The 20,598-nt window shown below is 64.2% G+C and carries 23 protein-coding genes and 2 pseudogenes; 12 read left to right on the top strand and 13 right to left on the bottom strand.

What is annotated here, in order from left to right; genetic code table 11:
* Positions 1-52 precede the first annotated feature (52 nt).
* The gene (locus ABIC90_RS08715; protein ID WP_354353704.1) at positions 53-478 is read right to left on the bottom strand and encodes a FadR/GntR family transcriptional regulator; all 426 of its coding nucleotides are present in this window, start codon (positions 476-478) and stop codon (positions 53-55) included.
* Between the two features lie 99 nt (positions 479-577).
* On the opposite strand from ABIC90_RS08715, the pseudogene ABIC90_RS27385 reads away from it, so the two are divergent.
* The 3 genes and pseudogenes from ABIC90_RS27385 to ABIC90_RS08700 all read left to right on the top strand — a co-directional run.
* Positions 578-1,078, top strand: a pseudogene (locus ABIC90_RS27385) (glycosyl hydrolase family 95 catalytic domain-containing protein); the annotation flags it as partial.
* Between the two features lie 6 nt (positions 1,079-1,084).
* Positions 1,085-1,315, top strand: a complete 231-nt coding sequence (locus tag ABIC90_RS08705; protein WP_436318189.1) for a glycoside hydrolase family 95-like protein — start codon at positions 1,085-1,087, stop codon at positions 1,313-1,315.
* A gap of 12 nt (positions 1,316-1,327) precedes the next feature.
* A pseudogene (locus tag ABIC90_RS08700) lies at positions 1,328-1,612 on the top strand (SDR family NAD(P)-dependent oxidoreductase); the annotation flags it as partial.
* A 372-nt stretch (positions 1,613-1,984) separates the two neighbouring features.
* Here the strand turns inward: ABIC90_RS08700 and ABIC90_RS08695 are convergent.
* The 3 genes from ABIC90_RS08695 to ABIC90_RS08685 form a co-directional block, all read right to left on the bottom strand.
* Positions 1,985-3,142 (bottom strand): alpha-hydroxy acid oxidase, encoded by a 1,158-nt coding sequence (locus ABIC90_RS08695; protein ID WP_354353700.1) that lies wholly within the window; start codon positions 3,140-3,142, stop codon positions 1,985-1,987.
* Positions 3,143-3,328: 186 nt separating this feature from the next.
* Complete coding sequence (locus tag ABIC90_RS08690) at positions 3,329-4,213, bottom strand: LysR substrate-binding domain-containing protein (RefSeq protein WP_354353699.1); 885 nt, start codon at positions 4,211-4,213, stop codon at positions 3,329-3,331.
* Between the two features lie 27 nt (positions 4,214-4,240).
* The gene (locus tag ABIC90_RS08685; protein ID WP_354353698.1) at positions 4,241-4,858 is read right to left on the bottom strand and encodes a TetR/AcrR family transcriptional regulator; all 618 of its coding nucleotides are present in this window, start codon (positions 4,856-4,858) and stop codon (positions 4,241-4,243) included.
* Between the two features lie 97 nt (positions 4,859-4,955).
* On the opposite strand from ABIC90_RS08685, the gene ABIC90_RS08680 reads away from it, so the two are divergent.
* The 7 genes from ABIC90_RS08680 to cynS all read left to right on the top strand — a co-directional run bounded on the left by ABIC90_RS08680 (position 4,956) and on the right by cynS (position 11,116).
* Complete coding sequence (locus ABIC90_RS08680; protein WP_354353697.1) at positions 4,956-5,378, top strand: nuclear transport factor 2 family protein; 423 nt, start codon at positions 4,956-4,958, stop codon at positions 5,376-5,378.
* A 158-nt stretch (positions 5,379-5,536) separates the two neighbouring features.
* Positions 5,537-6,724, top strand: coding sequence for a sensor histidine kinase (locus tag ABIC90_RS08675; protein ID WP_354353696.1), 1,188 nt, complete (start codon positions 5,537-5,539; stop codon positions 6,722-6,724).
* Between the two features lies 1 nt (position 6,725).
* A complete protein-coding gene (locus ABIC90_RS08670) occupies positions 6,726-7,394 on the top strand; it encodes a response regulator transcription factor (protein ID WP_354353695.1) in 669 nt (222 codons plus the stop codon).
* Between the two features lie 148 nt (positions 7,395-7,542).
* Positions 7,543-8,898, top strand: coding sequence for a CmpA/NrtA family ABC transporter substrate-binding protein (locus ABIC90_RS08665; protein ID WP_354353694.1), 1,356 nt, complete (start codon positions 7,543-7,545; stop codon positions 8,896-8,898).
* 3 nt (positions 8,899-8,901) lie between these two features.
* Positions 8,902-9,783, top strand: coding sequence for a nitrate ABC transporter permease (gene ntrB, locus ABIC90_RS08660; RefSeq protein ID WP_354353692.1), 882 nt, complete (start codon positions 8,902-8,904; stop codon positions 9,781-9,783).
* 25 nt (positions 9,784-9,808) lie between these two features.
* Entirely contained in the window at positions 9,809-10,636 is an 828-nt protein-coding gene (locus ABIC90_RS08655) for an ABC transporter ATP-binding protein (protein ID WP_354353691.1), read from the top strand.
* Positions 10,637-10,672: 36 nt separating this feature from the next.
* Positions 10,673-11,116 (top strand): cyanase, encoded by a 444-nt coding sequence (gene cynS / locus ABIC90_RS08650; RefSeq protein WP_354353690.1) that lies wholly within the window; start codon positions 10,673-10,675, stop codon positions 11,114-11,116.
* A 40-nt stretch (positions 11,117-11,156) separates the two neighbouring features.
* Here cynS and ABIC90_RS08645 read toward each other — a convergent pair whose 3' ends face one another.
* Both ABIC90_RS08645 and ABIC90_RS08640 read right to left on the bottom strand, forming a co-directional pair.
* Entirely contained in the window at positions 11,157-11,906 is a 750-nt protein-coding gene (locus ABIC90_RS08645) for an SDR family oxidoreductase (protein WP_354353689.1), read from the bottom strand.
* Between the two features lie 152 nt (positions 11,907-12,058).
* The gene (locus ABIC90_RS08640; protein WP_354353688.1) at positions 12,059-12,454 is read right to left on the bottom strand and encodes a glutaredoxin; all 396 of its coding nucleotides are present in this window, start codon (positions 12,452-12,454) and stop codon (positions 12,059-12,061) included.
* Between the two features lie 167 nt (positions 12,455-12,621).
* Here ABIC90_RS08640 and ABIC90_RS08635 point away from each other — a divergent pair, with 167 nt between their 5' ends.
* Positions 12,622-13,044, top strand: coding sequence for a YbaN family protein (locus tag ABIC90_RS08635; protein ID WP_436318184.1), 423 nt, complete (start codon positions 12,622-12,624; stop codon positions 13,042-13,044).
* A 64-nt stretch (positions 13,045-13,108) separates the two neighbouring features.
* Positions 13,109-13,651 (top strand): nucleoside 2-deoxyribosyltransferase, encoded by a 543-nt coding sequence (locus tag ABIC90_RS08630; RefSeq protein WP_354353686.1) that lies wholly within the window; start codon positions 13,109-13,111, stop codon positions 13,649-13,651.
* Here ABIC90_RS08630 and ABIC90_RS08625 read toward each other — a convergent pair.
* From ABIC90_RS08625 to ABIC90_RS08595, 7 genes are all read right to left on the bottom strand, one after another.
* The gene (locus tag ABIC90_RS08625; protein ID WP_354353685.1) at positions 13,648-13,857 is read right to left on the bottom strand and encodes a hypothetical protein; all 210 of its coding nucleotides are present in this window, start codon (positions 13,855-13,857) and stop codon (positions 13,648-13,650) included. The genes ABIC90_RS08630 and ABIC90_RS08625 overlap by 4 nt on opposite strands.
* Before the next feature lie 143 nt (positions 13,858-14,000).
* Positions 14,001-14,768 (bottom strand): CC0125/CC1285 family lipoprotein, encoded by a 768-nt coding sequence (locus tag ABIC90_RS08620; RefSeq protein WP_354353684.1) that lies wholly within the window; start codon positions 14,766-14,768, stop codon positions 14,001-14,003.
* A gap of 39 nt (positions 14,769-14,807) precedes the next feature.
* Positions 14,808-15,251 (bottom strand): hypothetical protein, encoded by a 444-nt coding sequence (locus tag ABIC90_RS08615; protein WP_354353683.1) that lies wholly within the window; start codon positions 15,249-15,251, stop codon positions 14,808-14,810.
* Positions 15,248-15,781, bottom strand: a complete 534-nt coding sequence (locus tag ABIC90_RS08610; protein ID WP_354353681.1) for a hypothetical protein — start codon at positions 15,779-15,781, stop codon at positions 15,248-15,250. The genes ABIC90_RS08615 and ABIC90_RS08610 overlap by 4 nt, the downstream gene beginning before the upstream one ends.
* 93 nt (positions 15,782-15,874) lie before the next feature.
* On the bottom strand, positions 15,875-17,605 hold the full coding sequence (locus tag ABIC90_RS08605; RefSeq protein ID WP_354353680.1) for a ShlB/FhaC/HecB family hemolysin secretion/activation protein: 1,731 nt from the start codon (positions 17,603-17,605) through the stop codon (positions 15,875-15,877).
* A 252-nt stretch (positions 17,606-17,857) separates the two neighbouring features.
* Entirely contained in the window at positions 17,858-18,412 is a 555-nt protein-coding gene (locus tag ABIC90_RS08600) for a hypothetical protein (RefSeq protein ID WP_354353679.1), read from the bottom strand.
* Positions 18,412-20,598: DUF637 domain-containing protein (locus ABIC90_RS08595; RefSeq protein WP_354353678.1), on the bottom strand; the 2,187-nt coding region annotated here is incomplete at its 5' end. The genes ABIC90_RS08600 and ABIC90_RS08595, both read right to left, overlap by 1 nt.

Raw genomic sequence — 20,598 nt, 5'->3', positions numbered from 1 at the left:
GCCGGATCGGCCGCACACCCCAGCACTTGCAGCGCCTGCCTGCACCGGTCGCTCAGTCGACGGAGGCCGGTGTGGCTTCCGCGGTCCACCGCGCATGCGATGCGCTCAGGTGATGCAACATCGCCGCCACCGCGGCCTGGGGATCCCGCGCCTCCAGCGCGCGGTAGATCGCCTCGTGCTCGACGAACGCAGCCTTCCACGCCTGCGAATCTTCGGTGCGTGCGCTCATGCGAGAGGAGATCGGGCTGTGCCGACCATCGAAGAGCTCCCCGATCAGCCGCACGAGCACCGAGTTTCCCGTCATCTCGGCAATGGCGATGTGAAAGCGCCGGTCGTTCTCGATCTGTGTGCGACCGTTGAGCCCGTCCTTGCGCATGCTTTCCAGCGATGCCTTCACACGCTCCAGATGCTGGGGCGTGACGCGGGCCGAGGCCAGCGTGACCACCGAGCCTTCGAGCATCGCGCGGGCCTGCATCATTTCGGACGGGCTTTCGCCGAGCGCTGGCGTTTCGTCTCGCCCAACGGCTGGTCGCCGGAACACGGACCGACCGAAGACGGCGTGATGTACGACCAGTAGATCATCTGGGATCTGTTCCAGAACTACCTGGATGCGGCCCGCACGTTGAACATCGACACGGACTACCAGTCGGTGGTGGCGGACATGCAGGCCAGGCTCGCCCCGAACAAGATCGGCAAGTGGGGCCAGCTGCAGGAATGGCAGGAGGACATCGACGATCCCAAGGACATCCACCGCCACACCTCGCACCTGTTCGCGGTGTATCCGGGGCGCCAGATCACGCCCGCCAAGACGCCCGCCTTCGCAGCCGCCGCGCTGGTGTCGCTGAAGGCCCGCTGCGGCGAAGTGGCCAACCAGCCTTTCACCGCCTCGATGGTGACGGGCGACAGCCGCCGTTCGTGGACCTAGCCCTGGCGCTGTGCCCTGTTCGCGCGGCTGGGCGATGCCGGGCGCGCGCAGACCATGCTGCGCGGCCTCCTGACCTACAACACGCTGCAGAACCTGTTCTGCAACCACCCGCCGTTCCAGATGGACGGCAACTTCGGCATCTCGGGTGCGCTGACCGAGATGCTGTTGCAAAGCCACGAAGGCGTGATCGTGCTGCTGCCCGCCTGTCCCGGCGACTGGAAGAAAGCCGGCGCATTCAACGGCCTGCGCGCGCGTGGCGGCTACCGCGTGAGCTGCGTGTGGAAGGACGGGGTCGTCACCTCCTATGAAATCGTCGCGGACAAGGCGCGCGACAAGAAGCCGGTGCGGGTGCGTATCAATGGCGAAGAACGCGATGTCACGCCGACGTGACGCAATGAACAGATGACTTCAAACAGACTCCAGAACAAGACGATCCTCGTCACCGCAGCGGCGCAGGGCATCGGCCTTGCCACCGCGCTGGCCTGCGCACGCGAAGGCGCGCAGGTGATCGCGACCGACATCAACGTCGGGCTTCTCGACAAGCTGGCGCATGCCTCCACCGGAATCCGCACGGCGGTGCTTGACGTGCGTAGCGCGGACGCGATTGCCGCGCTGGCGGCCAAACTGCCTGCGCTCGACGGTCTCTTCAACTGCGTAGGCTACGTGCACCACGGCAGCGTGCTCGATGGATCGGATATTCGAGCTGCAATGAAAGCGGACCCCGAAGGGTCCGCTTGCTGGAAACCGAGTGCCCAATTACTTGGGTGAGTAGGTCATCTTCGTTACGAGCTGCGACGATCTGCGTTTCATGCAGCAGCAGCGCGACGACCGCGGTGGGGTCCGAATTTGGGAAGAAAGCCGGCGCGAAATAGAGCGCCGAGAACGCGTAAACGTAGAAGTCGAACCACTCGGCCAGGTTGTCCGACGAGGCCGCCATGCGGGGCGGCTATGTTGTTGTCCCTGCAACATTCTGTCCCGCACGCACGCACGCCGCGCGTGTCAGCAGGCACCTCCTCCACCTGCCGTCGACGTGGCCTTGCAGGCCCCGTCTTTTTCTCTTCAGAAGGTGCCCGGCAGCAGGATGCTGGAGTCGACCGTGTCGATCTTCGTATGGCCGCAGAAGGCCATGGTGATGTCCAGTTCCTTGTGGATGATCTGCAGCGCGCGCGTCACGCCTTCCTGGCCGTGGGCGCCCAGGCCGTACAGGAAGCTGCGGCCGATCAGCGTGCCTCTTGCGCCTAGCGCGCGGGCCTTGAGCACGTCCTGCCCGCTGCGGATGCCGCCATCCATCCACACCTCGATCTCGCTGCCCACGGCCTCCACGATGGCCGGCAGCGCGGCGATGGAAGAGGGCGCGCCGTCGAGCTGACGGCCGCCGTGGTTCGACACGATGAGCGCATCGGCACCGCTGCTGGCTGCAAGGCGCGCGTCTTCCACGTCCATGATGCCCTTGAGGATGAGCTTGCCGCCCCAGAGCTTCTTGATCCACTCCACGTCGGCCCAGCTCAGCGCGGGGTCGAATTGCTCGGCCGTCCACGACGAGAGCGACGACAGGTCCTTCACGCCCTTCGCATGGCCCGCGATGTTGCCGAAGGTGCGGCGCTTGGTGCCCAGCATGCCCATGCACCAGCGCGGCTTGGTCGCGAGGTTGATGAGGTTCCTGATCGTGGGCTTGGGCGGCGCGGTGAGGCCGTTCTTGATGTCCTTGTGGCGCTGGCCGAGGATCTGCAGGTCGAGCGTGAGCTGCAGCGCCGTGACGTTGGCGGCCTTGGCGCGTTCGATCAGGCGCTCGATGAAGTCACGGTCCTTCATCACGTAGAGCTGGAACCAGAAGGGATGGCGGTCGGTGTTCTCGGCGATGTCTTCGAGCGAACAGATGCTCATGGTCGACAGCGTGAACGGAATGCCGAAGGCCTTGGCCGCGCGGGCACCGAGGATCTCGCCATCGGCGTGCTGCATGCCGGTGAGACCGGTGGGCGCGATGGCCACGGGCATGGCCACCTCCTGGCCGACCATGGTGCTGCGGGTGGAGCGGCCCTCCATGTTCACCGCCACGCGCTGGCGCAGCTTGATCTTCTGGAAGTCGCTCTCGTTGGCGCGGTAGGTGCCTTCGGTCCACGCGCCGGAGTCGGCGTAGTCGTAGAACATCTTCGGCACGCGCCGCTTGGCGATCACCCGCAGGTCTTCGATGTTGGTGATCTTGGAAAGGTCGGCCACGGGGAGTCTCCTGAATGGTCTTGTGTGTTCGTTCGCGCAAGCGGATCCGGCGAAGCGGCGGGCGGGCCATTATGGGCAGGCGCCGCCCCGGTCGAGTGTGGGCGGGCAAAGCGCCGACGATCTGAAAAGTACCCGGGGGCGACCTGAAAAGAATTCAGTCGATCGTTCAGTCGCTTGGCTGATCAGTCAGTCGCGCAGCGCCTGCCGCAGCCATTCGACGAAGGTCGCACACTCCCAGCGCTCCATCGCCCCGGGCCGCCAGCACAGGAAGTACGCATTGGGCGAAGGCACGCTCTCTGCCGAAAGCCGCACGAGGCGCCCGCTCTCCAGCCAGGCGCTGCCCAGCTTCAGGTGCATCAGCACCACGCCGAAGTCTTCGGCCGCCGCATCGAGCGCCAGGCCCAGGTCGTTGAACTGATGGCCGGTGGCGGGCTCCGGCAGGCCGATGCCGCGCGCCTTGAACCAGGTGCGCCACGATTCGAGCGGCGTGCGCAGCAGTTGCACGCGCGAGACCTCCGCATCGGTCGCGAAACCGTCGAAGGGCCCGTGGCGCTGCAGGTACGCGGGGCTGCAGGCCGGCGCCACCTCGTCGGCCAGCAGCTGGCAGAACTCGCGGTCGTGAAAGGGCCCGGTGCCGAAGCGCAGCTCCAGGTCGGCCTCCTCGGCCGTCATGTTGCGCACCGGCATGGTCACCTGCAGCATCAGCTCGATGGTCGGGTAGGCATCGCGAAACTGCGCGAGGCGCGGCAGCAGCATCTGGCGAGAGAAGGTGGGCGTGACCGCCACGCGCAGCCGCCGGATCTGCGACGCGGGCTCGCGGCCCGGCACCTGCTGCAGCGCCGCGATGGCTTCGCGCACGCGGGCCAGGTAGGCCACGCCGTCGGCGCCGAGGCTGAAGTCGTTGCCTGTGAAGAGCTTGAGTTCCAGCTGCGTTTCGAGCTGCCGGATGCGATGGCTCACCGCGCTGGGTGTCACGCTGAGCTCTTCGGCCGCCAGGTTCACGCTGCGCAGCCGTGCGACCGCCTCGAAGGCCTGCAGGCCCTGTGTCGAGGGGAGTCGGGTCGATGCCATGCAGTGTCTTGGGGTGGGCGAGCGATGTTAGCGAATCGCGGCCGCCGGCAAGCTGGCGACCAGGGCTTCGAGCAGCCGGCGCAGGTCGCCGACCGCTTCGCGTGCCAGTGCCGCATCGCCCATCTGCGCCTTGATGATGGCGCCGTCGACCCCCAGCCCGGCGGCCTGCGCGATGGCCATGCGCTGCGGCACGTCGGGCAGCAGGCCGGCGATCACCTCGACCATCTCGCGTTTGTGTTCGCGCGCAATGTCGGCTGCGCCAGCCACGCTGGCACCCACTTCCACCACCGAGTTGATGAAGGCACAGCCGCGGAACACCGGATCGGCGAACCACTCGGCCATGGCGTCGGCCAGCACCAGCAGGGCTCGCCCGTCGCCGATGCGTTGCTGCGCGCCGCGCCGGCCCAATGCGTCGACGAACCACGCCATCCAGCGGCCGTGCCGATGATCGAGAAAGGCGCGCACCAGGTCGTCTTTCGAGGGGAAGTGCCGGTAGAAGGTGACCTTGGTGACGCCCGAGGCGGCGATCACGCGGTCGATGCCGGTGGCGCGGATGCCGTCGGCGTAGAAGAGGTCGTGTGCCGTGAGCAGGATGCGGTCGCGCGCGGGGAATGCCGCAAGGTCGGGAATGGCGTAGATGTCCATGCCGCGATTGTAGGCATGTAGACAGGTCTGTCTACGTGTGGCACATTCCGGCCGTCCGCCTCGCTTGCCTTTGCTTCCACTTCAACGAAAGACCTTCATGGAATCTCGCCCGCCGCTGCCGCCCTTCACCCTCGAGACCGCCACCCGCAAAGTCCAGGCCGCCGAAGACGCCTGGAACACCCGCGACCCGGTCCGGGTGAGCCTGGCCTACACGCCCGACACCGAATGGCGCAACCGCGCCGACTTCGTCAACGGCCGCGAAGAGGTGGTGGCCTTCCTCACCCGCAAGTGGGAGCGCGAGCACGACTACCGCTTGAAGAAGACGCTCTGGGCCTTCATGGACAACCGCATCGCGGTGCGCTTCGAGTACGAATGGCACGACGCCGCGGGCCAGTGGTTCCGCAGCCATGGCAACGAGAACTGGGAGTTCGCCGAGAACGGCCTGATGCAGAAGCGCTACGCGAGCATCAACGACCAGCCGATTGCGGAGTCGGAGCGCCAGTTTCGCTGGGACCGCTGACCGGTCTTGCCCCTTCCCCCGCTGGGGGAAGGTTGGGATGGGGGCAGGCCTTCGAGCAGGCGCAGTGCTTTCTTCTAGGCCGTGTGCCCCCACCCCGGCCCTCCCCCAGAGGGGGAGGGAGCAAAACATCGGGAACGTTTGTTGCTTGCTTTTGGTGCATGGAAACCCCCGTCCTGAACCCCACCGCCAGCCATCCGCTCTGGCAGCACCAACTGGGGCTGCTGCTGGAGTCCACCGGCGAGGGCATCTTCGGCATCGACCTGGACGGCCACTGCATGTTCATCAACCGGGCCGGCGCGCAGATGCTGGGCCACGAGGCGCGCGACGTGATTGGCTCGAACATGCACGAGCTCACGCACCACTCGCACCCCGACGGCGCTCACTACGCCGACACCGACTGCCCGATCTTCAACGCCTTCAGGCGCGGCCTGCCGTGCCGCATCGACACCGAGGTGTTCTGGCGCCGCGACCGCACCGCCTTCGCGGTGGAGTATTCGAGCCACCCGATCATGGACGGCACGCAGGTGCGCGGCGCCGTCATCACCTTCGTCGATATCACCGAGCGCCGCCGCCACGCCCAGGCGCTGCAGCAGGCCAAGGACGAACTGGGCCTGCGCGTGCAGGAGCGCACCCGCGAACTCAGCGACGCGCTCGTGCAGTTGCGCGAACTCTCCGCATGGCTCGACAAGGTGCGCGAAGACGAGCGCACCCGCATCGCGCGCGAGGTGCACGACGAACTCGGCAGCCTGCTGGTCGCGCTCAAGATGGACGTGAACTGGATCGGCAAGCGCCTGGGCGAGCAGCAGGAGCGCACGCCCGATGCGGCGCAATCCATGCGCGACCAGATGCGCTGCAAGTGCGGCAACATGAGCCAACTGATCGAGCGCGCCGTCGACAACGTGGGCCGCATCATCACCGACCTGCGTCCCAGCATCCTCGACCACCAGGGCCTGTGGGCCGCGCTCGAATGGCAGGCGCACGAGTTCGTCCAGTCGGCCGAGCTGGCGCTCGAGTGGCACTTCGACGTGCCGGCGGGCGTGGAGCTGCCCGAGCCCGCGGCCATTGCGGTGTTCCGCATCTTCCAGGAGATGCTCAGCAATGTCGGTCGCCACGCGAAGGCGCACAGCCTGGATATCCGCATCGGCCTTGAGGCACAGCAACTGAGCATCCGCGTGCGCGACGACGGCGTGGGCGCACCGGCGCAGGCCTTCGAGGCCTCCACCTCCTACGGCGTGCTCGGCATGCGGGAGCGGGCGCGCCATTTTGGCGGGCGCATCGATATCGATAGCCAGGTGGGCAAGGGCAGCACCTTCTGCCTGCACTTGCCATTGCCTGCCGATGCCTGAGATGAACGACATCCGCGTGCTCATCGGCGACGACCACCGCATCGTGCGCGAGGGCCTCAAGCAGATGCTGGGCGACCCCTCCAACGGCCTGCCCTCGATGAGCGTGCGCGCGGAAGCGCAGACCGGCCCCGAGGTGCTCGCAGCGGTGCAGCAGCTCCACGGCCCGCAGGGGCTGGACGTGGTGCTGCTCGACATCGCACTGCCCGGCCGTGACGGCCTCGACGTGCTGCAGGCCCTGCGCAAGGAATGGCCCACGCTGCCGGTGCTGATGCTCAGCACCTACCCCGAGAAGCAGTACGCGGTGCGTTGCATCAAGCTCGGCGCCTCCGGCTACCTGAACAAGAGCGCCGATGCCGACGACATGGTGAGCGCGGTGCGCAAGGTGGCGGCAGGCGGCCTGTATGTCTCAGCCGCCACGGCGGAGGCGCTGGCCGCTGCCGTGGGGCGCAACGCGGGGCAGGGCGCCGAACAGCTCTCGCACCGCGAGCACCAGGTCTACCGCCTGCTCAGCGCCGGGCACAGCGTGAGCGAAATCGGTGCACAGCTGGGCCTCGCGCCCAACACCGTCAGCACCTACCGCGCGCGCATCCTCGAGAAGACCGGCACCAAGAACGACGTGGAACTCGCGCTGTATGCCGAACGCCACGGCAAGGCGGCCCCCGCGGCCTGAAATGGGAGCCAGCGGCGGCCGTCTTGTAGTGCCAGCCCTACAAGCCCTCGACAACAGCGGCACGATCTGAGCGCCGAAGGCCTTTGGCCCGCGCATCCGGCCCGGGCCTTGCATCGTGGCAAGCATCTTTTCACCGAGGTGCACCACCATGTCCAGCCCATCCGATTCGACCGCCTGCGATCTCTACGACGCCGACCGGCCCCTGAGCATGCGTTGCGCCTGCGGCCGCAACCACGGCGGCGGCCCGGAGATCGACGTCGGCCCCGACGACAAGCTCGAAGCCAGCCTCATGAAGGCGCTGTTCCCGAACGACAGCCTGCGCCGCAACTTCCTGCGCGCCGTGGGCGCCAACACCGCGCGCGCCGCCATCGCGTCGGTGCTGCCGCTGGGCGCGCTGCAGGCCATGGCACAGGACAAGGCGCCGCTCGAAAAAACCAATCTCAAGATCGGCTTCATCCCCATCACCTGCGCCACGCCGCTGATCATGGCGCACCCGCTGGGCTTCTATCAGAAGCAGGGGCTCAACGTGGACGTGGTCAAGACCGCGGGCTGGGCGCTCATCCGCGACAAGATGCTCAACAAGGAATACGACGCCACGCACTTCCTGTCGCCGATGCCGCTCGCCATTTCGATGGGCGCGGGCTCCAACCCGGTGGCGATGAACGTCGCGACCATCCAGAACACCAACGGCCAGGCCATCACGCTGGCCAACAAGCACAAGGACAAGCGCGATCCGAAGATGTGGAAGGGCATGAAGTTCGCCGTGCCCTTCGAGTACAGCATGCACAACTTTTTGCTGCGCTACTACGTGGCCGAAGCGGGCCTGAACCCCGACACCGACATCCAGATCCGCGTAGTGCCGCCGCCCGAGATGGTGGCCAACCTGCGTGCCGGCAACATCGACGGCTACCTCGGCCCCGACCCGTTCAACCAGCGCGCCGTGTTCGAGGAAATCGGCTTCCTGCACCTGCTGACGCGCGACCTGTGGAACGGCCACCCCTGCTGCGCCTTCGGCACCTCGAGCGAGTTCATCGAGAAGCATCCCAACACCTTCGCCGCGCTCGTGCGGGCAGTGCTCACTGCTTCGGCCATGGCGCGCGAGCCGAAGAACCGCGAGCTCATCGCCAAGGTGATCGCGCCCGCCCAGTACCTGAACCAGCCCGAGACCGTGATCACCCAGGTGCTCACCGGCAAGTTCGCCGACGGCCTGGGCAACATCCGCACCGTGCCGGACCGCGCCGACTTCGACCCGATTCCCTGGCAGTCGATGGCGGTGTGGATGCTCACGCAGATGAAGCGCTGGGGCTATGTGAAGGGCGACGTCAACTACAAGCAGATCGCCGAGAAGGTGTTCCTGCTGACCGACGCCAAGAAGCGCATGAAGGAACTCGGCCAGAGCGTGCCCGATGGCGCGTACCCCAAGTTCACCATCATGGGCAAGGTGTTCGACCCCGCGAAGCCCGACGACTACGTCAAGAGCTTCGCCATCAGCAAGATGGCCTGAGCCATGGGCAAGAAGCAAACGCTGTCGATGAAGGCGGCCCTGGTGTCGTTGCTGATGTTCCTGTTGCTCATCGGCGTGTGGCAGCTTGCTACGGCGCCGCCAGCCACCGTAGCCGCCACGGCCGGCATGACCGCCGAGCAGATCGAGTACCAGAAGATGCTCGGCAAGGACCCCACGCAAGGCCAGGAGGGCCAGGTCAAGAGCTCGGGCTTTCCCACGCCGGCCCAGATGGGCGCCACCGCGTGGAAGCACCTGTCGAACCCGTTCTACGACAACGGGCCGAACGACAAAGGCATTGCGATCCAGCTGGCCTATTCGCTCGCCCGCGTGGGGCTGGGCTTTCTGCTGGCCTGCGTGGTGGCGGTGCCGCTGGGTTTCGTCATCGGCATGTCGCCGCTGCTGCACAAGGCCTTCGATCCGTTCATCCAGGTGCTCAAGCCGATCTCGCCGCTCGCGTGGATGCCGCTGGCGCTCTACACCATCAAGGACTCGTCGGTCAGCGGCATCTTCGTGATCTTCATCTGCTCGGTGTGGCCGATGCTGCTGAACACCGCCTTCGGCGTGGCCTCGGTCAAGCGCGAGTGGCTCAACGTGGCGAGCACGCTCGAGGTCAAGCCGCTGCGCCGCGCGTTCCGCGTCATCCTGCCGGCGGCCGCGCCCACCATCCTCACCGGCATGCGCATCAGCATGAGCATCGCGTGGCTTGTCATCGTGGCGGCCGAGATGCTCGTGGGCGGCACCGGCATCGGCTACTTCGTGTGGAACGAGTGGAACAACCTCTCGCTCACCAATGTGATCTTCGCGATCCTGGTGATCGGCGTCGTGGGCATGCTGCTCGACCAGGCCTTTGCCGGCCTGCAGCGGAAGGTGACCTATGTGGAGTGATCGATTGGCACAAGGCGCTCCTCTCATGACCCCCGCTACCACCCCCCCGCCCGCCATCAGCGGTTTCCTGCGCATCGAGGGGCTTGCCAAGGCCTTCGTGCCCTCGCGGCCCGTGTTCGCCGACGTGTCCTTCACGCTGGACCGCGGCGAGTTCGTCTGCATCATCGGCCACTCGGGCTGCGGCAAGACGACGATCCTCAACGTGCTGGCGGGCCTGGACCAGGCCAGTGCGGGCCATGTGTTCATGGATGGCCGCGAGGTGGCCGGCCCGAGCCTGGAGCGCGGCGTGGTCTTTCAGAGCCACGCGCTGATGCCCTGGCTCACCGTGCGCAAGAACATCGCCTTTGCCGTGTCCTCGCGATGGCCCGACTGGTCGGCCGGCCATGTCGACAAACAGGTCGAGCGCTTCGTGGAGATGGTGGGTCTGCAGGCGGCCATCGACAAGAAGCCCTCGAAGCTCTCGGGCGGCATGAAGCAGCGCGTGGGCATTGCGCGCGCCTTTGCCATCCAGCCCAAGATGCTGCTGCTGGACGAGCCCTTCGGCGCGCTGGATGCGCTCACGCGCGGCACCATCCAGGACGAGCTGATGGCCATCGTGCGCCAGACCCAGCAGACGGTCTTCATGATCACGCACGACGTGGACGAGGCCATCCTGCTGGCCGACCGCATCCTGCTGATGACCAACGGCGCAGACCAGCCCGGCGGCGGCTACCGCGCCGGGAACATCGCCGAGACCGTGGTCAACCCGTTGCCGCGTGAGCGCACGCGCGCCTCGCTGCACCACCTGGACGGCTACTACGCGCTGCGCAACCACATCGTCGATTTCCTCGTCACGCGCGCCAAGGCGTCGTGACCTTTCAGTCTCGATTTCAATCAGGAGCAAACCCGCATGAACCGCAACGACGTCACCGAGAAGATCATCACCGTGAAGGTGTCCAAGGGCATCCAATGGGCCGACGTGGCCAGGAAGGTCGGCCAGTCCAAGGAATGGACCACCGCCGCGTGCCTCGGCCAGATGACGCTCGACGACAAGCAGGCCAAGGTCGTGGGCAAGATCTTCGGCCTCACCGTCGAAGAGCAGAAGTGGCTCCAGGTCGTGCCCTACAAGGGCTCGCTGGCCACGCCCGTGCCGACCGATCCGCTGATCTACCGCTGGTACGAAATCGTGAGCGTGTACGGCACCACCATCAAGGAACTGATCCACGAAGAGTTCGGCGACGGCATCATGAGCGCGATCGACTTCAGCATGGACATCCAGCGCCAGGCCGACCCGAAGGGCGACCGCGTCAACGTGGTGCTGTCGGGCAAGTTCCTGCCGTACAAGACCTACTGACGCGGACCGGACCGGGCCGGGCCTTGGCTGCCTCTGCCTGTCACCACGCGTGCGCGGCTGGCTTGGACCTGGCAGCTGCGCGCATCGGCATCGTGACGCCGTAGCCTTCGATGGCGCCGGCAATCGCCCGCGCCACGTGGTCGGCCGGCGCGGCAAGCCGCCGCCGCGTGTGCATGCGCTCGAAGGTGTAGCTTGCGGCGATGCGTTCGGACAGCGGATCGGCGAGCCCTGTCACATCGGGGCTCAGCAGCGTGACGTGCAGGCGGCCTTCGTGCTCCTGCCGAAGCCCTTCGGAAATCGCGTTCACCGCGTACTGCGTGCCGTGGTACACCGCCGACTCCGGCGACAGGCCCTGCACCGCGACAGGCGCCACATTCACGATGTGGCCCCAGCCCTGCAGCTGCATCGTCGGCAGTACCGCGGCAATGCCAAGCAGCACGCCGCGCAGGTTCACGTCGATCATGAGTTCCCACTCCTCGATCTTGCGGTTCCACAGCGGCGACATCGGCATCACGCCCGCCGCATTGACCAGCACGTCGATCTGGCCGTGCGTGTCGAAGGCGAACTCGGCAAAGTTTTCCATGCTGGGCCGATGCGTCACATCGAGATGCTGAAAGCTCGCGCTGCCGCCCGTGGCGTTGATCTCCGCCGCAAGGGCTTCGAGCCGCTCGGTGCGCCGCGCACCCAGCACCACGCTGGCCCCGCGCCGCGCCAGCAGCCGCGCGGCTGCTTCGCCGATGCCGCTGCTCGCGCCGGTGATGAGGACGACTTTTTCCTGGATTGCGCTCATATGAAACTCCTCGTGCGGGTTGCGGGACCACGGCGCGAAGGGTGCGCCGGGCATGCAGAGAAGTTTCGCGGCGATGGGGTCGGCAGCGGTAGATGGATCGAACAGGGTTCTTGCCTGATCCTGCGAAAGCGCGGAGCGCGCGCCGCGCTCGATCAGCGCGAAAGCGTTGCGTCGTCGGCGGTCCGAACAAGAAGGCCCTTGAGCTCGCCACTGTCGATGAGCTTCTGCAAATCCGCAGCCCCGCCCACCAGCATGCCCTTCACGAACACCATCGGAAATGTCGGCCACCCCGTCCACATCTTGAGCGCACTGCGGTCGCGCCATCGGCTCAGGTAGCTGCCGTATTCGAGGTATTTGCACGGCTGCTGGATTGCATCGAGCGCCCGTAGCGCCCGCTTCGGATGCGGGTTGATGCCCATGCCGACCACGACCACGTCGTGCGCCGCCACCGCCGCGATCACCTCGCGAACGATGGTCTGGCGGCTCTCGGCCACCTTGGCGCGAATGGCGGGGTGGATGCGGGCTTCTTCGAGGACGGGACGGGGCATGGGGGCTTTCGGTGGTTCGCGCTACTGTAGGCGTCAGGTGCGTGCCTGAGTGGCTCCTGCCCGGTCCGCCGACGCGCCATCCGCAAGCTGGTGAGAATGGGCACTGGCGAAAGGGCTGATTCGGTCTGCTTCGCCACCCCGGTCCTTGAAGAAAGAGTGTTGCTGCGTTGAACCCTGGTCCCAAGCCTTTGTCCTTGCTTGCACGCGTGCTGCTGCATTGCTTTGCGGTGCTGTGCCTGGTCCTCGGGCTCATCGGCGTGGTACTGCCGGGCATGCCGACGACCGTGTTCATCCTGATGGCCGCATGGGCGGCCGCGCGCAGTTCGCCGCGCCTGCATGCGTGGCTGCGTAATCACCGCCTGTTCGGGCCCTTGCTGCGCAACTGGGAGAACGGTCGCACCGTGAGCCGCCGCGCCAAGTGGAGCGCGACCGTCACCATGGCGGCCTGCGCGGTCATCGTGTCGTTCACGGCACATCGCACGTGGATGGCTGTGCTGGCCATCGGATGCATGGCCGTGGTGCTGGCCTGGCTGTGGTCGCGGCCGGTGCCTTCGCCGCAGCCGCCGTCTTCGTTGCTGCCGCCGCAGTGAGGCGCGGCGATGCAGTGCTTCGTCGCATATTGAGCCCAGCTTGAAAATCGACGAAGCTCCTGCGATGAACCAGACCCCCGAAACGCCGAAGCGTCCCAGGATCTACCTCGCGGGCCCGGACGTCTTCCGTCCCGATGCCAGGGCACATTTCGTGCGGCTCACGCTCGCTTGCGACGTACTGGGCCTGGTAGCGCTGCTGCCCGCCGATGGCGAAGAAGAGCAGCAGACGCCCGACGCGCTGGAAAAGCGCATCTACGAAGCCAACATGCAGCGCCTTCGCAGCGCGGACGGCGTGGTGGCGAACCTCTCGTCCTTCAGAGGCCTGGAGCCGGATTCGGGCACGGTGTTCGAGGTTGGCGCTGCCGTGGCTTTGGGAATTCCGGTCGTGGCTTACGGCGTGCCTGAAGGCAGCTATGCGGATCGTGCGCGTGCAGCGTTGTCCTGCACGCATGACGAAGGCGGCGTGCTGCGCGAGAGCGCCACCGGTATTGCAGTCGAAGATTTCGGCCAGCCGCTGAATCTCATGCTGGCTTGTTCGATTCACATCGAGCCAACGCCGGAGGCGGCGCTGCAAATGATCGCTGCGCTGCTTGCCGCACAGCGCTAGCCGCTTACTGCAGGGTTCTTGTCCAATTTGCTGGTGACCAGTTCATCGCGCAGGAGCGTTGCCGCGTAGCCGACTGCATCGCCCACAGCATGGGCAGTAAAGCCCGCCAGCATTGGCCATATGTCCGTGATTTCGATGCGCAGCGTTGGCGCGCCAGCTACGTTGGCCGAGTGCGACAGCACTACGAACTCGTAGGGGGCCAGCAATTGATCCTGGATGGCTTGGTTCAGCCATGCAGGATCACGGCGTTGCAGGCATGGGCCGCCGGCTCCGGCTGCTCGGGTTCACTTACTGCAGGGCGGCGATGAAGAGGATGTGTTTACGGGTAGTCAATTTTTTCTCCTCCCATTTACAGCGGGGTCGGCGTTGTCGCGCTTGGGGTTGCCTGCGTTGTAGGCACTGCGCGCTTGATGCGCGGCGCGAGCTTCTGCAATACCTCTGCCGTCTCGAAGATGTTGTCGCCCTTGTCTTGGAGGTCGGCGCGCAACTCGATCAGGATGGAGCGGTCAGGCAGCGCAGGCGTTGCGTAGCCGGGCGTGTAGATGTAGATCGGCGCCGGCGCCGGCGCCTTCGGCAGCGGTGGACGGGGCATCCGGAACACCGGCATGGCGCCGGCTGTGCGGCGCATGTTCGCCTCACCATCGGCGCTGCCGAGCACGACATCGCCTTCCGGTTCTGGACGCCTGGACATCGCGACGACCGTCAGTTTGGCGTCTGGATCGACCCCGCCAAAGATGTCTTCTCCTGAGAGCACCGTTGAAGCATCCACCTTGCCTTCGATGATCTTGAACGCTGGTGCTCCGGCGTCCTTCGCGACCTCGGCGCTGCGGTAGAGCAGGAAGGCATCTATCCACCGGTAGGGCGTTCGGCCGCTGCCCTGGAATCGGACGCGGTAGACCTGGTCCGAGAGCTTGCTGCTGGTGTAGCCGAAGATGTTGCCTTCAGCGCCGGCAGGGCGATAAGACGTAGGGCTGACACATGCAGCCAGCGATGCAGCCGCCGCCAAGGTGGCGAGTATTTTTAGAATTTGAGTTCTCCCTTTGATGATGATTTGTCGTGCATTCAGCCCGTTGTGCCGCAGGCCGTGACTTTTGTATGGCGCTTTAAAAGCTTGCATTGAGGCACGCTGAACTCGTCGGACGCCACCGAGTTCTAGCTACTTGGAAGGCTGGGGTGTGCCCTCCGTAGGCGCCTTGCCTTCCACGGCGGATTTCAAGAAATCGATAGAGACGGGGCTGAAGCGAGACCACCAAGCCTTCACCTCGGTACCGCCCGTCGAAAGCTTGGTGATCTCGTAGTGGGCAATTCGCGTTGTATATCCCTGCATCATCGTCACGGTGCCTTGACCTCCGGTTTGATCAAGCTCCGAAATTTCTCGCATATCGATGCTTGAGGCACCGGTCAACATCTTGTTGATGGTCGCGGACGCACTGCGGGCTTGACGCCCGACGTCGCGGTACACCAGGACGAAGTCGCGTTCCGTCGTGAGGGTCACACGGTGCTCCGCGCGGGCCTTGAGTTCGTCAACACTTCTGTACAACGGCATGGCAGTGCAACCGGCAAGCACGCAGGCCAGCACCAGGAGGAAAAACCTCTTCATTTTGAGTTCCCCAAGGGGGCCACGGCGAGAGCCGGTGACTCCACGAGGTAGTGCTCCTTCTCATCGATGGAGAACCGTGCGTCCGCGTGGTAGGCCGATATCAGCACGAGCCTTTCTCCTTTTTCACTTGTCTTTTCGGTGATCACGTAGCTCGCTCCAGCCTTGAATTCAATGTTCTTGAGCAAAGTCTGCTCACCCGTGAGCTTTCCGCCGGAGACCATTACGTCGTGTCGCCCTGGCGGAATCTTGAGTTTGAGAAGAGAGACTTGAGGGCTGTAGAGGCCGACACTGGCACCTCCGAACTGTCTGATGCCCGTGGCGGTGCCGTCGACGCGAGAAGGAACGTAGGCAGCCCATGCCGTATTGCTGTAGTGGCTGTAGGGATAGCCGCTCAGCGTGGCGAAGGGTTCTCCCGCTTTGACCAATTGATTCTGGTAGTTGGAACGAACCGTCTCGATTGGAACGCGAGGTGTTGGAGAAGCGCAGCCCCAAAGTGCGGCGACTAAGGGCAAAGCTGTTAGCGCCTTCATGAGGCTTCTTTTCAGTGCAATTGCTGGCTTTGCTGCTGATCGGTGGACTATTTCTATAGGACGGTGCATTCGGATTTCCCTCATATTTTTGAATCAGAAGCTGGCGTTGAGATTGAAGCCCAGCGTGACTTTGGCGGTGCGGTACCCCTCGGGCTTGCTGATCGGCGCGCCGACGAATAAGTCATAGCTGAGCTTGGTCCACTGCCCGCGCACGCCGATGACGGCGCCGGCCAGACTGCGGCCCAACGTGTCGATGGTGGAACGCCCACCGACATGGCCGTAGTCCATGCCCGCATAAAGCTCCGCGCCGCTCTGGCCCATGGCCCAGCCGATGTCGTTGCGGATGAGCCAGCCGCGCTCGCCCATGAGGTTCGTCTCGCCGTCGAAGCCGCGCACCGTGTAGCGCCCGCCGATGGCGAAGCGGTCCTGCGGCGTCAACGGCGTGCGGTTCCACTGCGCGCGGATCAGGCCCGAGTAGCGCAGCTTCTGCTCGCCCAGCTTGAACGGCGCGTTCAGGCTGATATCGGCAGTGAAGAGCTTCATGCGCGAGGTGCCCTCGCCGAACGCTTCTTCCGGCGCGGCGCGCGAGCCGAAGCCGCCGGTGCCCCGCTTGTACGCCAGCGTGCCTTCGAGCGTGGCCTCGCCGATGAACTCCTTGTGGTTCAAGCTCAGTTCCCAGCCGCCAACCACGCGGTGCTGCACATCCAGCTCCTGGTCTTCGATGAAGTTGCGCGACTCGCGCCTGAAGCCCTTGAGCGCCACCGTCGTCTTGCGGCTCTGGTCACGGTAGACAAGACGCGAGAGCTTGACCTCGGCGTTGTTGGTCTTGCCGGCGTAGACGATGTCGCCGTTCAGGCCGGCGACGCTCTGGTGGTACTGGCTGTTGGAGGCGGTGAAGCCCAGCATCCAGTAGCCGAACGGCAGCGAGTAGTGCGCGGTCTGGCCTTCGGTGCCGTAGCTGGGCTCCGAGAGGAAATGGCTGTTGATGCTGTGGTTGGCGCTGACGTAGAACAGGTCGTTCAGGCCGAAGGGGTTGTCGAGCGAGACGGTGGCGCCGGCCTGGTTGCGGCCCGTGGCCTTGGTGCCGCTGTCGTCCAGGCTCAGGGTGACGCGCCATTTCTTGGACTGGACGTACTTGACGACCAGGTCGCTGTCGCCGGGCTTTGCGCCGGGGGCGGTTGAGGGTTCGATCTGGATGTCGGCCTCTGCGGTGGGAGCGCGCTTGAGGTTCTCCAGCCCTTGCTCGATGTCGCGCAGGTTCAGCAGATCGCCCGGGCGCGCGGGGATCGCGGTGGCCAGCAAGGCGGAACTGCCGAGCAGTGTGGAAGACGAATCCGGTGTCAGGCGGATGGCGGCGATGCGGCCCGGCACCAGCGACAAGGTCAGCGTGCCGGTAGAAAGATCCTGCGGCGCGGCGAGCACGCGGCTGGTGACCCAGCCCCTGGCGATGACGGCCTGCTGGGCGCGGGCCAAGACCACGTTGACCCCAGATGTGCCCAGGCATCGGCCGATGGGTGAATCGTTGCCGTCAGGGCCTGAGAGATCGGCGACGGCCCACTGGAAGGCCTCGGACTGCTCGCCGGCCAGCAGCACGCGGTCGATGCGAAAGCACGGGGACTCGGATTCGGGGATGCGCTGCGCCGGCGCCGGGGGTGTGGCCTGCGCGCGCTGGTCGACAGTGCGCTCGTTCTGCTCGCGCAGGGCGCGTTCACGTTCTTGCTGGCGTTGCTGCTCGATGATCGATTGGGGGGTGCTGGGTACTTGGGCGTGCGCCCACAAAGGACCGCCCAACAGCACGCCGGCCAGGATGGCACGCGGATTCATTTTCAAGTTCTCTCCCTCAAAATCTTTCTTGTGCGCATCCTCGCGCACCGCTGTTCGGCAAGCTCAGCCACAGGCATGAAACGCACTGCGAGTGCCACCAGAACCGGCCACTGTCTTTGGGGTTTGTGCACGACCTGAATCGGGCACATCGGGTGTCTAAGAATTGGCCCGGGTTCCTCCATATTGCCGGATAGTGCTAACCTGTTTCACAGTGAATTCCGCTCGCCGGTCGACCAATTCCCAAGCTTCTCATCATGAAGACTTTTTAAGTCTCAAGTCGTCGCAATAATTTTGCCAATCGACTGTCCACCGAGGGCTGCAATGAGGATTCGGCTTAACAAGGCCTTTTCCTATCGCCTCTCCCAATAAACGCATATCCAACCAAGGGTCAGTCGCCATTTTGGCGACTATTTCCTTGTCAAATATTTCCGGCAGATATTTCTTGAGATGTGGATATCCCGCCTCCTCGTCAGTCATGGATAGATTGACATATGGGCTTCTAGCATGGCGGGTTTCACCTTCATGATTCAAGAAATCGGCAAGTGGATATTTACGCTCGTACCAACTATTTTTTCCAATTTCCACCCCCGAAGGGTTGGCGCCCGCAAATCGGGAATACAATTTTTTCAAATGTTCCGGATATAGGTAGACGATTTTTGAATCTTCACCTGGACTCAAAAGATTCAACAACATCACTGGTCCACCAAATCTCTCCGCACTCCAGTCCATCCAGTCGTCACCACGCCCCTGATCTAAATAGATCAATTCCAGTGTATCTCGCCCATAAAGGTAATAGTCACTCGACATTATTTCTCCTTGACTGGAAATGGTTGCAGAGGGATTAGAATTTTCCCATTCTGATCAACCACAAATATTAATTTCCCCGTGGTTTCGGAGGATTTGAAGTTATTCAGCAGCTTTCCCATTAATTGATTTGAGCTTATTCCTTCTGGAACCTGCACTGCGATTACTGGGCTCGGTTGCACCGATCTAAGGTCTCCCTTGACGGCTGATTCAAAATTATCCGGATTTGAGGCTGTTTTCACCTGAACCGAAGTACCGACACTACCTTCGTAGATAAGATCAGAACCAGGCGCGCCTGCACCTGCCGCTCTAATTTTTGTATTAGGTGGTTGTGTTGCCTGAATGATTGCTTCGGCCGCGGCTTGTGTTAGAGGTATTTGCCCCTGTGGGGCATGTTCTGCCATCAAGATGTTGATCGCGCCGTCTCTGGTGACATCTCCTTTCACAACTGGGGGAACGGTCTGCCCTAGCGACGGGGTTATATCCACTCGGGACACCACGAACGAGCCCAGCGAATCACTGATCAGACTTGCCAACTGTGTTGCTACTGCCACCTTCTGGCTGTCAGCTCCCGCTGCCGTGCCAATGGTGTATGTCCCTGCAGCCAAAATCGGACTGTTTTGCAACGCCGCAAACAATGCATCGTACTTGTGAGTTTCGACTGAAGTGGGCAGCGACGCCTCGTTGTTCGTGACGTTCAATGGTTGCCCGGCCTTGATGAGCGCTTGGTTGAAGTTCTGCTCATTCGCCGACTTGTCACGTCCGAGGTAGGCATTGAAGGGGCCCTCGTTCTCGCGCAGTTGGCGCATGTAGGCCAGCTTCTGCTCATCGGTGCCGCCGTAGGGATAGGAGTAGTTGCTGGCATTGGCGGTAGGGCTGCCATTGGTCAGCAACTGCACCGTAGCGGCATCGCCATTGAGCAGGCGATATCTGTCCAGATAGACGCCCAGATTGATCTTGTCGTCGGCGCTCAAGGGCTGCCCCGAGCGTGCCTTGGCCAATAAGCCATCGCTGAGTTGATCGGCGCGTTCCAGAGCGATCAACTGTTCACTTTCAGTGGCAGTCAGCCCGCCCGGAGAAGATGCCTTGATGCGCAGCGTATTCAGTTGCAGCCAGTCCGCGTGGTTCAAGAAGTTGTTTTCAGCCGCGTTGACTCCCGCCGATGCTGCGATGTAACTCGCGCTCGCATTCCCGCCCACCAACGCACCGATGACGCCGCTCATGAGGTTGGCGGCCTGAAGTGTCTGCTCGGCCAGCTTGGGATCGGCCGTGGGGTTCACGGCCTTGGCCGTCAGTTCGCCCACCACCGCGCCAATGGCCCCTGCAGCGCATCCAGCACTGCCGCCGCCGCCAGTTCCCGCTGAAGCGCGGCCCGCACCCACAACGCAACCCAAAATGGCGTGCGCAACCTGCTGGCCATACACGTTGAAAGTCCCGTCCTTCTTCAAGTCTCCAATCGCGTTGGCTCCTTGCGCTGCGACAGTGTTCAGGAGCGCAGTTGCAATTGCGCTGCCCAACTCGTCTTCCAGACTCGTGCCATTGATCGCACTGCGAACCACCGAGCTGGCGACGCCATTGAGCATCTGGCGCTGCAGTTGGTCCGTAAAGAGCGCCTTGCCATTCGTCGCCGTGCGCAGGTTGTCCGGCAGCACCCCTTCGACACTCAGCCCTTCGATGACACCCGCCGTGACCATCGCCGTGAGGATGTTCTTGACGCTCTGGCTGCTGCCCAGTTCATCGAACACCTTCCCGAGGTTGCCCTCGTTGTTGACGAACGAGATCGTTGCCTGGCTTGCAATCGCGGTGATGCCCGCCTGCATCGCAGCCGAGGCGATGGTGGTGGTCGTTGCAGAAAGCCCCATCGCCCCGGCGATACCGGTCCCCGTGGACGTGGCAGTGGTTGCCGTTCCGACGGCAGCCGAGCCCGCTCCCGCAGTGGCTACACCCACCACCACGCTGACGATGACCGACGCCACCGGCCCCAGGCTCGTCTGACTCTCGGCCCACTTCTTGTGCTCTTCCTGCACCCGCTGCCACTCGATGCTGTTCGCGAAGGCCGGGTCGTTCGCCAGTTGATTCACCCAGGCCATGCCGGGCTGCTGCGCCAGGGCCGCGAGCGCGTCGTTCTGCCCCAGTTGCGCCGTCACCCCGCCGCTGGCCTTGATGCTCAGGTTCTGGACGTTGAACAG

The organism is Variovorax boronicumulans, from assembly GCF_040544675.1.
Classification (GTDB): domain Bacteria; phylum Pseudomonadota; class Gammaproteobacteria; order Burkholderiales; family Burkholderiaceae_C; genus Variovorax; species Variovorax boronicumulans_D.
The sequence above is the reverse complement of the archived record's forward strand: the minus strand, read 5'-3'. Positions and strand labels throughout refer to the sequence as shown.

Excerpts from the sequence above, each read along its gene's own strand:
- ABIC90_RS08630 (WP_354353686.1), top strand. The coding sequence starts at position 13,109 with ATGAACCAGACCCCCGAAACGCCGAAGCGTCCCAGGATCTACCTCGCG.
- ABIC90_RS08675 (WP_354353696.1), top strand. The coding sequence starts at position 5,537 with ATGGAAACCCCCGTCCTGAACCCCACCGCCAGCCATCCGCTCTGGCAG.
- ABIC90_RS08680 (WP_354353697.1), top strand. The coding sequence starts at position 4,956 with ATGGAATCTCGCCCGCCGCTGCCGCCCTTCACCCTCGAGACCGCCACC.
- ABIC90_RS08685 (WP_354353698.1), bottom strand. The coding sequence starts at position 4,858 with ATGGACATCTACGCCATTCCCGACCTTGCGGCATTCCCCGCGCGCGAC.
- cynS (WP_354353690.1), top strand. The coding sequence starts at position 10,673 with ATGAACCGCAACGACGTCACCGAGAAGATCATCACCGTGAAGGTGTCC.
- ABIC90_RS08665 (WP_354353694.1), top strand. The coding sequence starts at position 7,543 with ATGTCCAGCCCATCCGATTCGACCGCCTGCGATCTCTACGACGCCGAC.
- ABIC90_RS08655 (WP_354353691.1), top strand. The coding sequence starts at position 9,809 with ATGACCCCCGCTACCACCCCCCCGCCCGCCATCAGCGGTTTCCTGCGC.
- ABIC90_RS08645 (WP_354353689.1), bottom strand. The coding sequence starts at position 11,906 with ATGAGCGCAATCCAGGAAAAAGTCGTCCTCATCACCGGCGCGAGCAGC.
- ABIC90_RS08600 (WP_354353679.1), bottom strand. The coding sequence starts at position 18,412 with ATGTCGAGTGACTATTACCTTTATGGGCGAGATACACTGGAATTGATC.
- ABIC90_RS08705 (WP_436318189.1), top strand. The coding sequence starts at position 1,085 with ATGCTGTTGCAAAGCCACGAAGGCGTGATCGTGCTGCTGCCCGCCTGT.
- ABIC90_RS08670 (WP_354353695.1), top strand. The coding sequence starts at position 6,726 with ATGAACGACATCCGCGTGCTCATCGGCGACGACCACCGCATCGTGCGC.
- ABIC90_RS08615 (WP_354353683.1), bottom strand. The coding sequence starts at position 15,251 with ATGAAGAGGTTTTTCCTCCTGGTGCTGGCCTGCGTGCTTGCCGGTTGC.
- ABIC90_RS08690 (WP_354353699.1), bottom strand. The coding sequence starts at position 4,213 with ATGGCATCGACCCGACTCCCCTCGACACAGGGCCTGCAGGCCTTCGAG.
- ABIC90_RS08640 (WP_354353688.1), bottom strand. The coding sequence starts at position 12,454 with ATGCCCCGTCCCGTCCTCGAAGAAGCCCGCATCCACCCCGCCATTCGC.
- ntrB (WP_354353692.1), top strand. The coding sequence starts at position 8,902 with ATGGGCAAGAAGCAAACGCTGTCGATGAAGGCGGCCCTGGTGTCGTTG.
- ABIC90_RS08620 (WP_354353684.1), bottom strand. The coding sequence starts at position 14,768 with ATGCAAGCTTTTAAAGCGCCATACAAAAGTCACGGCCTGCGGCACAAC.
- ABIC90_RS08605 (WP_354353680.1), bottom strand. The coding sequence starts at position 17,605 with ATGAATCCGCGTGCCATCCTGGCCGGCGTGCTGTTGGGCGGTCCTTTG.
- ABIC90_RS08715 (WP_354353704.1), bottom strand. The coding sequence starts at position 478 with ATGATGCAGGCCCGCGCGATGCTCGAAGGCTCGGTGGTCACGCTGGCC.
- ABIC90_RS08610 (WP_354353681.1), bottom strand. The coding sequence starts at position 15,781 with ATGAAGGCGCTAACAGCTTTGCCCTTAGTCGCCGCACTTTGGGGCTGC.